Here is a 14,531-nt window from a genome sequence, read left to right on the forward strand (position 1 = left end):
TTGCACCTCACGGCCGGAGCGCGTCGTCCAGCCTCTCCCGGGCAAACCCGGCCACGTCGCGCAGCGCCTCCCGCGCTTCAGGCAGATATCCGTCATAGATCGGCCAGATATGGGGTGTCTGCGGCCATTGGCGAAGGGAGACATCCGCTCCGCAGCGGCGCAAATGCGCTTTCATTCTCAGCGCATCATCCCGCAGAATCTCGGTTGTGCCCACATGAAGCCGTACCGGAGGCGGCGCATCAAACGTCGCAAAGATTGGCGAAATTCGCCAATCGGAGGCATCGAACCCACCAGTCGCATAATCGACCACCTCCGGGACCCGGTCCGCCGACAGAAACGGGTCCCGCCCGGCATTGGTCACGAGGCTTTCGCTTTGCAGGGTCAGGTCCACCCAGGGCGAGAATGCGAACAGCCCCGCGGGTCGCAAATCGCGGGCGCACAGATCGGCCAGCAGCGCCAGAGCCAGACCGCCGCCCGCGCTGTCGCCTCCGAGCAGGATCTCGCCCGGACGATACCCTAGGTCAAGCAGGGCCGCATGGGCCGCAAGCGCATCTTCGAATTGGGCGGGGGCCGGATGGGCCGGCGCCAGTCGATAAGCGGGCGCGGCGACACGCAGACGGCTCAAGGCCGAGATCCGCCCGAGCATGCCCTGATGCGTACGCGGGCTCCCGGCGATATAGGCGCCGCCGTGGAAATAGAGGGTCACGCCGCGCCGGGCGACCGGACCCGCCGTGATCCAGTGGATGTCCGGAGCGCCGGGCGAACGGAGCCGCAGGAGATACGGCGGTCGCCGCAGGCAGCGCCGTGCGAAACCAGCGAATTCCGCAGCAGCCACCGTCGGGGTCTCGGTTGCCTGTAGTCGCGGCCGGACAACCCGGCGCAGAAGCCGGTTCAGCAGCCGCAGCTGCCAGCTTACCCGGCCCGCTTCGTCTCGATCACCTGCCATATCTTCTCGGCCACGTTGATCCCGTCGAACCGCTCCAGCTCCTGGATGCCCGTGGGAGAGGTCACGTTGATCTCGGTCAGGTAGTTGCCGATCACGTCGATTCCGACAAAGATCTGCCCGCGCTCGCGCAGGAGCGGCCCGATCGCCGCGCAGATTTCCATGTCGCGCTCGGACAGGCCGACTTTCTCCGGCCGCCCGCCCACATGCATGTTCGACCGCGTTTCGCCCACCGCCGGCACCCGGTTGATCGCGCCAACCGGCTCGCCATCGACGAGGATGACGCGCTTGTCGCCATTCGAGACATCAGGCACGAATTGCTGCGCGATCAGCGGCTCGTTGTTGATGCCGACAAAGAGCTCGTGCAGCGAGGCGATATTGCGGTCGCCCGGATCGAGCCGGAAAACGCCGGCGCCGCCATTGCCGTAAAGGGGCTTGAGGATGATGTCGCCATGCGCGTGCTTGAAGGCGCGCAGATCGTCCAGATCTCGCGCGATCATGGTCGGCGGAATCAGGTCGGGGAATTGCAGGACAAGGAGCTTCTCGGGGCAATTGCGGACCCAGAACGGATCATTGATCACGAGCACCTCTGGAACGAGTTGCTCCAGCAGGTGGGTGTTGGTGATGTAACCCATGTCGAAAGGCGGGTCCTGGCGCAACCAGACGACATCCATCTCCGCGAGATCGAGCTCCTGCTCCTCGCCGAGCGTGACGTGATCGCCATAAACGCGCCGAACCTCCATCGACTGCGCCCGCGCGACGACCTTGCCGTCGCGCCAGCTCAGCTTGTCGACCGTGTAGAACCACATCTCGTGGCCGCGCGCCTGCGCTTCCTCGGCAAGGCGAAAGGTGGAATCGGCGTCGATATCGACGCCTGTGATCGGGTCCATCTGGAAGGCGATCTTCAGGGGCATGGGGGCTCCTTGGAATGGTTTGACACCTTCTTTGCCCAAAGCCCCGGCGGTGGCAATGTCCGATCAGAGACCGAAGGCCGCTTCGAGCACCTCGATCCGCCCCTGGCCGTCCACCAACGCCACGTCAAACCGCAGCTCCGTGTCCTGCCCTGCGGGCATGCGCGCGATATATTCCGAGGCCGCGGCGTAGATCCGGGCCATCTGCCGTTCACTCAATTGTGCAGCGGCCCGGGCGAAATCCTCCGACGCCTTGACCTCGACGAAGATCAGACGGTCCCCATCCGCGATGACGAGATCGACCTCCCCGGCCGTGCCCCGCCAGCGCCGTTCGAGAACCCGCATCTGGCGGTCGCGATAAAACCGTTCTGCAATCTCTTCGGCGGCCTGACCGGTCAGATGCGCCCGGGATCCACGCGCGCGGCGGGACTGCATCGCCTTGCCGTTGCTCGCGTCGCCCGCGTTCACTCCGGCGTGTCCTTCAAGGCGAGTGCCATCTGATAAACATCCCTCTTGCCGACGCCGAACCGCTGGGCCACTTCGGCCGCCGCCTGTTTCACGGACATGTTTGCGAGCGCTTCGAGCAAGGCGGCTTCGAGATCCTGCTCGGTCACGGCCGCGCCATGCGACCGGTCGATGACGAGGACGATTTCGCCCTTGAGCGTCTTGCCGTCCAGCCTCTCGACAAGTTCGCCCAGGGTCCCGCGCAGCGCCTCCTCGAATCGCTTCGTCAGCTCCCGGCAGATCGCCGCCTGCCGGTCCTGTCCGAACGCCTCGCACATTTCCGGCAGGATCCTGTGAATGCGCTTCGGCGATTCGAAGATCAGCAGCGTCGCGTCGACCCCGGCCAGCTCGGCCAGCCATTTCCGTCGCGCGCCGCCCGAGGCGGGCGGGAAGCCGGCGAAGAGAAAGCGGTCGCTCGGCAGGCCAGAGATGCTCAGCGCGGCCAGCGGCGCGGACGGCCCCGGCGCGCAGGTCACCGGCAGGCCCTCTTCCAGCGCCGCATGGGCAAGCTGGTAGCCGGGATCGGCCACGAGCGGCATGCCCGCCTCGGAGGCATAGGCGACGGATTTTCCATCCCGAACAGCCGCCAGCAGCTTCGGGCGCGCCTGCGCACCATTATGGTCGTGATAGGCGACCATTGGGCGGCCGCGCAGGGGCACGCCGTGAATATCCATCAGGTGCCGGGTCGTGCGCGTGTCCTCGGCGGCGATCACATCGGCCGAGGCGAGGATGTCGAGCGCACGCAGCGTGATATCGCGGGCATTGCCAATCGGAGTAGCAACGAAGTGGATTCCGGCGGCGAGCGACACTTCGCGGAACACTCCCTGGGGCTGGTTCTGGGTCATTTACTTGCCGCGCTCCACGTCATAGGTTCGACCCCGCCCGGGGGATCGTCCTTCCCCATAGCCGGAGCCGTAAGGAAGAGCGAGATTTATAACATGTTTTCCGCATTGACCCTCCCCCGCAAGATGACCGGCAGCGCGCTGGCCCTGGCTGCTGCAATGCTTTTGAGCGCCTGTAACCCGGTCACCACCGCCGGTGGGAATTCCGGCCCCTCGATCAACGCCTCCGCGCCGGTTCCTGTGGCGCTGCTCGTGCCCGGCGGTGGCGGTGGCGACGCGGTCGTCTCCAAGAGCCTGGAAAACGCAGCTCGGCTTGCCATCGCGGATCTCTCCGGCGTCCAGATCGATCTGCGCGTCTACGAGACCGGCGGCAGTGCCGGTGGGGCCCAGGCCGCCGCGAGCCAGGCTGCCACTGACGGCGCCAAGATCCTGCTCGGCCCGCTCTATTCCGAAGCCGCCAACGCGGCCGGCCATACCGTCGCCACTCAGAACATCAATGTCCTGAGCTTTTCCAACAATGCCGCCATCGCCGGCGGCAACGTGTTCGTGCTCGGCAACACCTTCGACAACACCGCCAACCGGCTGGTCCGCTACGCGAAATCGAAGGGCAAGGGCAAGATCTTCGTTGTCTCGGCCCAGTCCACCGCCGAAGAGATCGGTCGCAACGCCATCGTCAACGCCATCGGCCAGCAGGGTGCGACCCTGGCCGGCAACGCCTCCTTCGAACTCTCCCAGCAGGGCCTCGTCGGCGCCGTGCCGCAGATCGCTTCGCAGGTCCAGTCGACCGGCGCGCAGTCGGTCTTCTTCACCTCCGACAATGCCGGCGCCATGCCCTTCCTCGCGCAGCTCCTGCCCGAGAATGGCGTCTCGCCGGCCACATCCCAGTTCATCGGCCTGACCCGTCTCGACATCCCGGCCGAGGCCCTGTCCCAGCCGGGCCTGCAGGGCGCCTGGATGGCGCTTCCCGACCCGACCCTGAGCCAGAACTTCAAGAGCCGCTACGCGTCCGCCTATGGCGGCGCGCCGCATCCGCTGGCCGGTCTCGCCTATGACGGGATCGCGGCTATCGGCGCGCTTGCCGGCAAGGGCAAGTCGGACGCGCTTACCCGCAACGCCCTCACCCAGGGCTCGGGTTTCGTCGGCGTGAGTGGCATCTTCCGCCTGCGCGCGGACGGCACCAACCAGCGCGGCCTCGCCATCGGACAGATCCAGAACAACCAGGTTACCGTCATTGACCCTGCCCCCAAGAGCTTCGGCGGATTCGGCTTCTGAGCCGGATCACGTCCTTCAACTGCCCCCCGTACCCGCCGATCTCATCTGCCCAGCGGCCGAGATCTTTGACCTGGACGGATTGTCCGACCGCCTCTCAGCCGCAGTGCAAGGCGAGGCGGGAACCGGCCGCCGCGCCCGCGCGACCAAGGTCCTTGCCGAGGATCTAGCCCGCGGACGGGCGGCAATCGAGGTCGCTTTCGCGAATTCGCCCCGCGCCGCACGCCCGCTGGTCCATAGCTATGCCTGGCTGACCGATTGCCTTGTCCGCGCCGCCTTCTGGACCGCGAAGTTTCTTCTGGTCTCCGGCGGAGCGGATGCGTCCGAGCAGCATATGGCCGTGATCGCCGTGGGTGGCTATGGCCGCGCCGAAATGGCGCCACATTCCGATGTCGACCTGCTCTTTCTCTCTGAGGAAAAGCTGACAGTTCGCATCGAGTGCATCGTCGAGGAGATGCTCTATATCCTGTGGGATCTGCGGCTGAAGGTTGGACATTCGACGCGGACGATCCGCGAATGCATGAAGCTCGGCCGCGAGGATTACACCATCCGCACATCGCTGCTGGAGATGCGCCATGTCGATGGCGATCCCGAGCTGACCGACCTGCTGGCCCAGCGGCTCTGGAAAGAGCTCTTCAGGAATTCCTCCAAGGATTACATCGAGGCGAAGCTGCAGGAACGCGCCCAGCGTCACAAGAAGCAGGGCGGACAGCGCTACATGCTCGAGCCGAATATCAAGGAGGGCAAGGGGGGCCTGCGCGACCTGCAATCGCTCTTCTGGATCGCGAAATACGTCCATAGCGTGAACCGCATCGAGGAACTGGTCGAGCTTGGTGTCTTCACGCCAGAGGAATACTGGGCCTTCGAGCAGGCCGAGACCTTTCTCTGGGCCGCGCGCGCCCATCTGCACCTGATCGCGGGACGGCCCGCCGAGCAGCTCACCTTCGACATGCAGGTCCCGGTCTCCGAACGGCTCGGCTATAGTGACCATTCGGGGCGCCGCGCGGTCGAGCATTTCATGCAGGATTATTTCCGCCACGCCACCCGCGTCGGCGAGTTGACCCGCATCTTCCTGACCGCGATGGAAACCCAGCATGCCAAGCGCGAGCCCATGCTTGCCGGCTTCTTCCGCCGTCGCCAGAAGAAACGGCTGAGCGACGGTTTCCTGATGCAGGGCGGTCGGCTGGCCATCGCGGATGACGCGAAATTCCTCGAGGACAAGCTCAACATCCTGCGCCTCTTCGACGAGGCGCTGAGCACGGACACGCTGATCCACCCGGACGCGATGCGGCTGATCTCGGCCAATCTCACCAGGATCGACGCCGATATGCGCCGCTCGCCCGAGGCCTCGGAACTGTTCCTGCGGCTGATGCTCGATCACGGAAATCCGGAGCGCGCCTTGCGCCGGATGAACGAACTCGGCGTGCTCGCCGCCTTCGTGCCGGAATTCGAGCCCATCGTGGCGATGATGCAGTTCAACTTCTACCACGCCTATACGGTCGACGAGCATACGATTCAGGCGATCAAGGTGCTTGCCGAGATCGAACATGGTGAGCTGATCGAGGAGTTGCCCGTCGTTTCGCGAATCCTCGAAAAGGGCAATATCAACCGTCGGGTGCTCTATCTCTCGGTTTTCCTGCACGATATCGGTAAGGGCCGGCAGGAAGATCATTCTATCCTCGGCGCCCGCATCGCCCGCCCCGTCTGCCAGCGGCTGGGGCTTTCCGACGACGAGGTCGAGACCGTCGAATGGCTGGTACGCATGCATCTCGTCATGTCCGACATGGCGCAGAAGCGCGACATCTCGGATCCGCGCACCGTGTCCGACTTCGCCAAGACGGTGAAATCACGTCGGCGGCTGGACCTGCTGACCGTGCTCACTGTCTGCGATATCCGCGCCGTCGGACCCGACACATGGAACAACTGGAAGGCGCAGCTGCTGCGCACCCTGCATCGGCGCACCGCGGACGCACTCAAGAACGGGCTGGAAGACATCAACAGGGACAATGTCGGCGAAGAGAGCCAGGATGTCCTGCGCCGCGACCTGGCAGACTGGTCCGAAGAAGCCGTCGATGCCGAGATCGACCGTCACTACGCGCCCTATTGGCAGGGCATGCCCAACCAGGCGCATACGGTCTTTGCCCGCCTGCTTCGGGGCCTGCCGGATAACGAGATCCGCATCGACCTCACGCCCGAACCCGATCGCGACGCCACGCGTGCCTGTTTTGCCATGGTCGACCACCCCGGCATCTTTTCGCGGCTCGCCGGTGCGCTGGCGCTGGTCGGGGCCAATGTTGTGGACGCACGCACCTATACTTCCAAGGACGGGTATGCGACCGCCGTGTTCTGGATCCAGGATGGCGACGGTGCGCCCTACGAAGCCGCGCGCCTGCCGCGCCTGACCCAGATGATCGACAAGACGCTCAAAGGCGAGGTCATCGCCCGCGACGCGCTGACCAAACGCGACAAGCCGAAGAAGCGCGAGCGCGATTTCCGCTTCCCGACCTCGGTGCATTTCGACAATGACGGCTCGGAGATCTACACGCTGATCGAGGTCGACACCCGCGACCGCCCGGGCCTTCTTTATGACCTGACGCGAACGCTGGCGAGTTCGCATATCTACATCGCCTCCGCCGTGATCGCGACCTATGGTGCGCAGGTGGTCGATACGTTCTATGTCAAGGACATGTTCGGGCTGAAGATCTTCTCCGAGAGCAAGCGACGCGCGCTGGAAAAGAAACTCATTCGGGCCATCGAACGTGGCGAGGAGAGGGCTCTGAGCGAATGAGGTTCTTGCCAACAGATCGCCTCGCAGGAAACCTGGGGATTGCGCGAGCGGTGAGGCGTCCCACCGGCCTGCGACGCATCAAAGATGCGCCCCATTCCGAGCGGGGGTGGCCGCGCGCTTTGCGCGCGGCGGTTGCGCATCGCGATCAACGCCTTTTGCCGTGTGACTTTGCATGCAACAGGCATGCCACTCCGCGCCGCGAAGCGGCGCCATCGCCGCACGAGCTATGCTCGGCGGCACGCCCCCGCCACCAACCGCGCGGTCGAACGAATCCTGTCGGAACAGATCAACCGGTGGCTGCATGAAGCCGATCCGCTTGATGGCGGGTTTTTTGACCGTCGGATTCTGGACGCTCATGTCGCGAATCCTCGGCTTTGTGCGCGATATCGTCATCGCGGCAAAGCTCGGCGACGGTCCCGTTGCAGAGGCGTTCGTCGTTGCCTTCTCCCTGCCCAACATGTTCCGTCGCTTCTTCGCTGAGGGCGCGTTCAACATGGCCTTCGTGCCGATCTTCTCGAAGAAGCTCGAATCCGGCGAGGACCCGCAGGGCTTCGCACGCGACGCCTTTTCCGGCCTTGCCTCGATCCTGATCGTCTTCACCCTGCTTGCCCAGCTGGCCATGCCCTGGCTGGTGCTGGCCATGGCCTCCGGTTTCAGAGCCGATGGGCGTTTCGACATCGCAGTCGAGTTCGGCCGCATCGCGTTCCCCTATATCCTCTTCATCTCACTCGCGGCCCTGCTCTCCGGCGTGCTCAATGCCACCGGCCGCTTCGTCGCAGCCGCCGCCGCTCCGGTGCTTCTGAATGTCATCCTCGTCAGCTCCATGCTCATCGCCACGCTTGTGGGCGGCGACTTCGGGACCTGGCTTATCTGGGCGGTCCCTGTCGCGGGCATCGCACAGTTCGTCCTCCTCTGGGTCGCGGCCTCGCGCGCCGGCTTCCGCCTGATCCCGCGCCGGCCGGTGCTGACGCCAGACATGCGCAAGCTCGCCGGCATCGCCCTGCCCGCGATGCTCGCCGGCGGCGTGGTGCAGATCAACCTTCTCGTCGGCCGCCAGGTCGCCTCCTATTTCGACGGTGCGATCCAGTATCTCAACCTTGCCGACCGGCTCTACCAACTCCCGCTCGGCGTCGTTGCCATTGCCATCGGCGTCGTGCTGCTACCCGACCTCTCCCGACGCCTCGCCGCCGACGACACGGAGGGCGGCAGCCGCGCCTTCAACCGCGCCACCGAGTTCGCCCTGCTGCTGACTGTCCCTGCCGCCGTGGCCCTCGTGGCCGTTGCCGAGCCAATCGTCTCGGTGCTCTATCAGCGGGGCGCCTTCTCGGCACAAGCCGCCGCCCGCACCGCGGAGGTAACAACGATCTACGGGCTGGGCCTGCCGGCTTTCGTGCTGCAAAAGGTCCTGCAGCCGCTCTACTTCGCCCGCCACGACACGAAGACGCCCTTTCATTTCGCGGTGGTGGCGATGGTGATCAACGCCGTCGTGGCCATCGCTGGCTCCTTCCTGATCGGCTTCTACGCCGCCGCCTGGGCGACCACGCTCGCCGCCTGGGCCATGGTCGTCCTGCTCTGGCTCGGATCGCGCGATATGGGCGACGCAGCGCGGGTGGACGCGCGGCTGAGGCGCCGCGCGGGACGGATCCTGATCGCCTCGCTGGCAATGGGCGCCGTCCTGCTCGGAACGGAATCACTGCTCGGAGACTGGCTCTACACGCAACATGTCCGCTTCCTTGCTCTCGCCCTGCTCGTCGGTTCCGGCATCGTGAGCTATTTCGCGGTCGCCCAGCTTATCGGTGCGGCCAGCTTGGGCGAAATCCGACGCTCCATGCGTCGCGGGGCAAAGACGGACTAGGCCGGAGAGCTGCCACCAAGGCCTTGGACCACCAGCAAAGCGCGCGCGCACTGGCCGAAACAATGCCGTTCAGGCCCGCCCGGCGCTCGCGCTCAGGGTCAGGGGATCAACCCCCAGAACTGCCAACGCCTTCTCCCATTTCTGTGCGTTCTCTGTGCCGAAAACGAGATCCGGGCTCGCATCGCAGGTCAGCCAGCCATTCTGGCCGATCTCGTCCTCGAGCTGCCCCGGCGCCCAGCCGGAATAGCCCAGCGCCAACAGCGCCCGTGCCGGTCCGCGCCGCATCGCCATGTCTTCGAGGACTTCCAGCGTCGCGGTCATGCCGAAATCCGCATCGACCCGGAGCGTCGAGTCCGGCAGGTCATACTCGCCCGAATGCAGCACAAAGCCTCGCCCATGCTCGACCGGCCCGCCAACATGGATCTGCGTCGGCAAGCTCTCGTCGCTGGCATCGATCTCGAGCTGCTCCAGCAGGTCGCCAAAGGCAAGATCCGCCGCCGCCTGGTTCACGATCAGCCCCATCGCGCCATCCTCGGAATGGGCGCAGAGATAGATCACGGCGTGGTCGAAGCGCGGATCGCCCATGCCGGGCATGGCAATCAGGAGCTTTCCGGAGAGGTCCATATGGGAGGCTGAATCGGTCATCGCCCAGAGAATGGGACGCCGCGACGGCCTGCACAAGAGGCTGTGAAGGCACAGGGGGTGTTCCGTCGCCAATATGTGATTTCCCACTGGCGTCAGGCTGCATATCCTCTGGGCCATGACATCCAGATTTTCCCGCCTTCGGATTCTCCTCGCCGCCCTTGTCGGGCTCGTCCCGCCTATTGCGCAGGCCGGCAGTGCTCCGCCCGAAAATGTCGTGCAGGCCGAGATCCTTGGCGGCTGGACGACCGGGGACGGCACCCGCATGGCGGCGCTGCATATCCGGCTCGCTCCCGGCTGGAAGACCTACTGGCGTGCGCCGGGCGAGACTGGCATCCCGCCGCATTTCGACTGGTCGGGCTCGGAGAACCTGCGCGGTGTGCGCTACCACTGGCCGAGCCCGCGCATATTCGACGCCTATGGCGCGCGTACGATTGGCTATGCCGAGGAACTGGTCCTGCCAATCGAGCTCTACCCTGAACAGGCCGGCGCGCCGATTCGATTGCGCGGCGATGTCGATCTCGGGATCTGCGAGACAATCTGCATGCCGGCGTCTCTGAAGCTCGACGCACGCTTGCAGGGCGACGGCGGATCCGACCCCAAGATTCACAAGGCTCTGGCCAGCCAGCCCCGCCCCGCGCGACGCGCCGGTGTGAACGGCGTCAGTTGTGATCTGGAGCCGATTTCGGACGGGCTGCGTCTGGAGGCCACTATCGAGATGCCGCGGCTTCCGGGCGAGGAAATCGCGCTTGTGGAGGCGGGAGATCCGCGAATTTGGGTCTCGCAACCGATGGTCAAGCGACAGGGGAGTGCCCTGCATGTCGAGGCCGATCTCGTCCCGCCCAACGGCAAGCCGATGGCGCTTCAGCGCAGCGCGCTGCGCTTCACGGTGATCGCCGGGGCGAACGCTGTGGACATTCGCGGCTGCAAGGGACGCTGATCTCTCGGACGACGGGTTCTGACTCTTCGATGGCGGGAGCCGTCCGGGAGGACGGAACGCCCGCGAAAACCATCAGAACAGCGCGCATCCTGCCTTTGATCGCAACGCCACCCTGTGCCCAGCCGCGTCCTGCCCAATCGACTGCTGTTGCGCCGAAACGCCAATGACATCCGCAAGCCCCCTTCCCGAACACGCGCCCTTGGGCTAGCAAGTCTCTCATGGTCCACGAGCTCGCATATCACGACGCCTTCGCCGCCCTCGATTTCCAGATCTCGATGGGCGCGGATGAGGCGACCGTCGACGCGCCGGTGGATCGTTTTGCCCTGAGCAAGACACTGATGGCGGAAGCTCAGGCAAAGAAGGAGGCCGCGGCGCTGCCCACTGCCCGGGGCGCGCCTGCAGTCGCGCCGCCTCCGAAGGCGGATCCGATTGGCGACGCCCGTATGATGGCCGGGGCGGCAGAGAGCCTTGAGGCGCTGGAACAGGCGCTGGCCAGCTTCCCGCATTGCGAGCTGAAACAGGGTGCCCGCTCGCTCGTCTTCAGCGATGGCAACCCGAAGGCCCGGTTGATGATCATCGGCGAGGCGCCGGGGCGCGACGAGGACATCCAGGGCCGCCCCTTCGTCGGGCGGGCCGGGCAGTTGCTGGATCGGATGCTGGCCGCGATCGACCTCGCCCGGGATGGGTCCGAGGCCGACAGCGCCGTCTATATCACCAATATCCTGCCATGGCGGCCACCGCAGAACCGCGACCCGCGACCGGAAGAGATCGACATGCTCAAACCCTTCGTGCAGCGGCATGTCGAGTTGGTGGCACCGGAGGCGCTGGTGCTGATGGGCAATATCTCCTGCCAGGCGATGTTGGGGCGGCGGGGAATCACCCGAATCCGTGGCAATTGGGTCGAAGCGCTCGGCCGCCCTGCCCTGCCGATGTTCCACCCCGCCTACCTCTTGCGGAACCCGGGCGCCAAGCGCGAGGCCTGGGCCGACCTGCTGTCGCTCAAGGCGCGCCTGCGGGGAGACGCGGCGCCGTGATCCCCGTCGATCCCCTGACCCTGCTGGCCTTCATCCCGGCCGGGCTGGCGCTCAACCTGACGCCGGGGGCCGACATGATGTTCTGTCTTGCGCAGGGCCTGCGGGGCGGCCCGCGCACCGCGCTGGCTGCCGATGCTGGCATCTCGCTCGGGGTTTTCTTTCACACGGCGGCGGCTGGAATCGGCCTCTCGGCCCTGGTGGCGGCCGAGTCGGTCCTGCTCGACGTGATCCGCTGGGTCGGCGTGGCCTACCTGCTCTGGCTCGCCATCGGCGCGCTGCGCAGCGGGCCTGTTCCGTCCAGCGCGGCCGCCGCGCTCTCGCCCGGGCGCGCCTTCCGGCAGGCGCTGCTGATCAACCTGACCAACCCGAAGGTCATCCTCTTCGTGCTGGCCTTCCTGCCGCAATTCGTCGACCCGGGACATGGCCCCATCCTGCCCCAGTTCCTTGTCTTCGGTCTGCTGCTGTCCCTTGGAGGGCTGGTGATCAACGGGCTGGTCGGGGTCTTTGCCGGCAGCCTCGGGCGACGCCTCGCCCAATCTCCCCGCTTTGCACGTGGCCTCGGCTGGGTGACCGCCGGGGTCTTCACCGCGCTGGCCGCACGGCTGGCCCTCATGGAGCGCAGCTAGATGCACAATCCCGACACACCGAAGGAATTCATCCCCGTCCGCATCGCGGTGCTGACCGTCTCCGACAGCCGCGGCCTCGCCGAGGACCGCTCCGGTGATACGCTGGCGGGCCGGGTCGAAGCCGCCGGGCATGTGCTCGCGGATCGAAAGATCCTGCCCGACGAACGGGTCGAGATCGCCGCACAGCTCTCGGCCTGGTGCGACGACCCGCAGGTCGATGTTGTGATTTCCACCGGAGGAACCGGTCTCACGGGGCGCGATGTAACCGTCGAGGCCCACCGCGATGTCTACGAAAAGGAGATCGATGCCTTCGGCACCGTCTTCACCATTGTCTCGATGCAGAAGATCGGCACGTCGGCCGTGCAATCCCGTGCCTGCGCCGGCGTCGCACGCGGCACCTATCTCTTCGCCCTGCCCGGCTCTCCGGGCGCCTGCAAGGACGGCTGGGACGAGATCCTCGCCCCGCAGCTCGACTATCGCCACCGCCCGTGCAACTTCGTCGAGATCTTCCCCCGCCTGGAAGAGCACAAGCGGCGCAAATAGCGCGAATCCAGGACGACGGCTCCGAAACCGCCGCTAGGGTGCACTTCAGCCGTTTTCAATCCCGACTAAAAACGTAAAAAGCGTTTCCTCGCCTATGCCGCAACGGCATCGGCGTCGGTTTGCCACTGCCTGCCGACAAGACCGGAATCCGGCGCGCACTGGATTGGAAAGGCGCGGATCCTCCTTATTTGCGGTCTGCCTCCGAAAAACGAGAGGCAACAGAATTCAGAGCAGCCACTCCGAAAGGGAAACAGATGAACAGTTTTGCCAAGCGCGCCCTCGGCGCGACTCTTGTGCTCGCCATTGCCGCTCCGGTCTATGCCGGATCGCCCTCCGAACCCGTGATCGAACCGGTCCCCACGCCGATCGCCGTCACGCCCAGTTCCGACTGGACCGGCGGCTATGTCGGCGTGCAATTGGGCTATGGCGAATTGACCGAAGATCTCGAAGGCGACGGCATGATTGGCGGCATCGCCGCCGGCTATGACTGGGATCTCGGCGACTGGGTCGTCGGTATCGGCGCCGATGTGAATCTCGGCGATATCTCCACGGATGCGGGCGATCTCGACTCGCTGACCCGCCTGAAAGTCCGCGGCGGCTATGATTTCGGCGGCACGATGCTCTACGCCACCACAGGCGCGAGCTATGCCGATAGCGGTGATTTCGGCAATTCCTGGGGTTATTTCGGCGGTATCGGCGTCGAACATATGCTGGATGACGCCTGGAGCCTCACCGGTGAAGTCGCCGTCCATCAATTCGACGATTTCAACGACTATGACCAGGTCAACGCGACCACGGCGACTGTCGGCCTGAACTACCGGTTCTGATCCGGCGCACCGCCAAAAACCAAGATACCAGCTTCGGGGGGCACAGTGCCCCCCGTTCGCGTTTTGACGGGACCCCGTCGACGAACACGGCATCCGGACTGGCCGGAAGAGTCTGTTTTGCCACACCGGGCACGCTTTCATCCCGTCCTCCCCCCTCCCTCTTGGCCCACGCAGCGGTTCCAGTAACACTCTGGTCAAACATGCCAGTGTTCGAGGATTACGATGTTCCGCTCGCCCTTCCCGCTGATCACCCTGCTTCTCGTGCTTGCAGGGTGTGGCGAAGACCCCCGTCTGGAACCGTTGAACGAGGGTGCACCGCTGCCGGAAGGCGTCGAAGGCATCGACGATGCGGTGGACGGGTTGATTGTCGGCCATCGCATGATGGCGGCGGGCGAATACGAGTTGGCCCTGAAGGAATACTACCGCGCCGGCGGCGATCACGGGCTGACCGCCGACGTGCTCTCGGCCATCGGCTCGGCCAATCTCAAGCTCGGACGGCTCGGGCAGGCCGAGCGGCAATTGCGCCGCGCGATTGATGAGGATGAGAAATTCGCCGCAGCATGGAACAACCTCGGCGTCGTGCTGATGGAGCAGGGCGAAATCGGCGAGGCCGCACGCACATTTCGTGTCGCCTTCTCCCTGGACAGTGGCCAAAGTGCCGAAATCAAGGAAAATCTGAAGCACGCGCTCGCAAATATCGAGAATCCAGCCTACACTTCCGAGCAACAATCAGAATTCGAGCTGGTGCGCAGGGGCAGCGGACAATACCGCATTCTCAGCACACCATGAGGCAGAACGAGCAGTAAA

Annotated in this window: 15 protein-coding genes; 9 read left to right on the forward strand and 6 right to left on the reverse strand. The window is 65.2% G+C overall.

Annotation, left to right across the window (positions count from 1 at the left end):
• Positions 1 to 7: 7 nt before the first annotated feature.
• The 4 genes from R3X27_RS05935 to rsmI form a co-directional block, all read right to left on the reverse strand.
• Positions 8 to 946 (reverse strand): alpha/beta hydrolase fold domain-containing protein, encoded by a 939-nt coding sequence (locus R3X27_RS05935; protein WP_317707912.1) that lies wholly within the window; start codon positions 944 to 946, stop codon positions 8 to 10.
• A complete protein-coding gene (gene gshB, locus R3X27_RS05940; protein ID WP_317708056.1) occupies positions 913 to 1,851 on the reverse strand; it encodes a glutathione synthase in 939 nt (312 codons plus the stop codon). Before gshB ends, R3X27_RS05935 begins: the two co-directional genes overlap by 34 nt.
• A gap of 69 nt (positions 1,852 to 1,920) precedes the next feature.
• Positions 1,921 to 2,322, reverse strand: coding sequence for a YraN family protein (locus tag R3X27_RS05945; protein ID WP_317707913.1), 402 nt, complete (start codon positions 2,320 to 2,322; stop codon positions 1,921 to 1,923).
• Complete coding sequence (gene rsmI, locus R3X27_RS05950; protein ID WP_317707914.1) at positions 2,319 to 3,203, reverse strand: 16S rRNA (cytidine(1402)-2'-O)-methyltransferase; 885 nt, start codon at positions 3,201 to 3,203, stop codon at positions 2,319 to 2,321. Before rsmI ends, R3X27_RS05945 begins: the two co-directional genes overlap by 4 nt.
• 93 nt (positions 3,204 to 3,296) lie before the next feature.
• Here rsmI and R3X27_RS05955 point away from each other — a divergent pair, with 93 nt between their 5' ends.
• Positions 3,297 to 4,472, forward strand: a complete 1,176-nt coding sequence (locus tag R3X27_RS05955; protein ID WP_317707915.1) for a penicillin-binding protein activator — start codon at positions 3,297 to 3,299, stop codon at positions 4,470 to 4,472.
• Complete coding sequence (locus R3X27_RS05960) at positions 4,432 to 7,257, forward strand: [protein-PII] uridylyltransferase (protein ID WP_411572466.1); 2,826 nt, start codon at positions 4,432 to 4,434, stop codon at positions 7,255 to 7,257. Before R3X27_RS05955 ends, R3X27_RS05960 begins: the two co-directional genes overlap by 41 nt.
• A 78-nt stretch (positions 7,258 to 7,335) precedes the next feature.
• Here the strand turns inward: R3X27_RS05960 and R3X27_RS05965 are convergent, their stop codons facing one another.
• Positions 7,336 to 7,614, reverse strand: coding sequence for a hypothetical protein (locus R3X27_RS05965; RefSeq protein WP_317708062.1), 279 nt, complete (start codon positions 7,612 to 7,614; stop codon positions 7,336 to 7,338).
• Between R3X27_RS05965 and murJ the strand changes: the two genes are divergently transcribed.
• Positions 7,559 to 9,112 (forward strand): murein biosynthesis integral membrane protein MurJ, encoded by a 1,554-nt coding sequence (murJ, locus tag R3X27_RS05970; protein ID WP_317707916.1) that lies wholly within the window; start codon positions 7,559 to 7,561, stop codon positions 9,110 to 9,112. The two genes, R3X27_RS05965 and murJ, sit on opposite strands and share 56 nt — an antisense overlap.
• A 69-nt stretch (positions 9,113 to 9,181) precedes the next feature.
• On the opposite strand, the gene R3X27_RS05975 is transcribed toward murJ, so the two are convergent.
• Entirely contained in the window at positions 9,182 to 9,757 is a 576-nt protein-coding gene (locus tag R3X27_RS05975; protein WP_317707917.1) for a YqgE/AlgH family protein, read from the reverse strand.
• Between the two features lie 115 nt (positions 9,758 to 9,872).
• Between R3X27_RS05975 and R3X27_RS05980 the strand changes: the two genes are divergently transcribed.
• The 6 genes from R3X27_RS05980 to R3X27_RS06005 all read left to right on the forward strand — a co-directional run bounded on the left by R3X27_RS05980 (position 9,873) and on the right by R3X27_RS06005 (position 14,513).
• On the forward strand, positions 9,873 to 10,694 hold the full coding sequence (locus tag R3X27_RS05980; RefSeq protein ID WP_317707918.1) for a protein-disulfide reductase DsbD domain-containing protein: 822 nt from the start codon (positions 9,873 to 9,875) through the stop codon (positions 10,692 to 10,694).
• A gap of 218 nt (positions 10,695 to 10,912) precedes the next feature.
• Positions 10,913 to 11,728, forward strand: coding sequence for a uracil-DNA glycosylase (locus R3X27_RS05985; protein ID WP_317707919.1), 816 nt, complete (start codon positions 10,913 to 10,915; stop codon positions 11,726 to 11,728).
• Positions 11,728 to 12,354: a LysE family translocator gene (locus R3X27_RS05990; RefSeq protein ID WP_317708058.1), complete on the forward strand. Its 627-nt coding sequence runs from the start codon at positions 11,728 to 11,730 to the stop codon at positions 12,352 to 12,354. The genes R3X27_RS05985 and R3X27_RS05990 overlap by 1 nt, the downstream gene beginning before the upstream one ends.
• Positions 12,355 to 12,897, forward strand: a complete 543-nt coding sequence (moaB, locus tag R3X27_RS05995) for a molybdenum cofactor biosynthesis protein B (protein ID WP_317707920.1) — start codon at positions 12,355 to 12,357, stop codon at positions 12,895 to 12,897.
• Positions 12,898 to 13,151: 254 nt separating this feature from the next.
• On the forward strand, positions 13,152 to 13,724 hold the full coding sequence (locus tag R3X27_RS06000) for an outer membrane protein (protein ID WP_317707921.1): 573 nt from the start codon (positions 13,152 to 13,154) through the stop codon (positions 13,722 to 13,724).
• Positions 13,725 to 13,946: 222 nt separating this feature from the next.
• Complete coding sequence (locus R3X27_RS06005) at positions 13,947 to 14,513, forward strand: tetratricopeptide repeat protein (RefSeq protein WP_317707922.1); 567 nt, start codon at positions 13,947 to 13,949, stop codon at positions 14,511 to 14,513.
• Positions 14,514 to 14,531: the final 18 nt, after the last annotated feature.

This window comes from Tropicimonas sp. TH_r6, from assembly GCF_033101155.1.
GTDB lineage: Bacteria > Pseudomonadota > Alphaproteobacteria > Rhodobacterales > Rhodobacteraceae > Tropicimonas.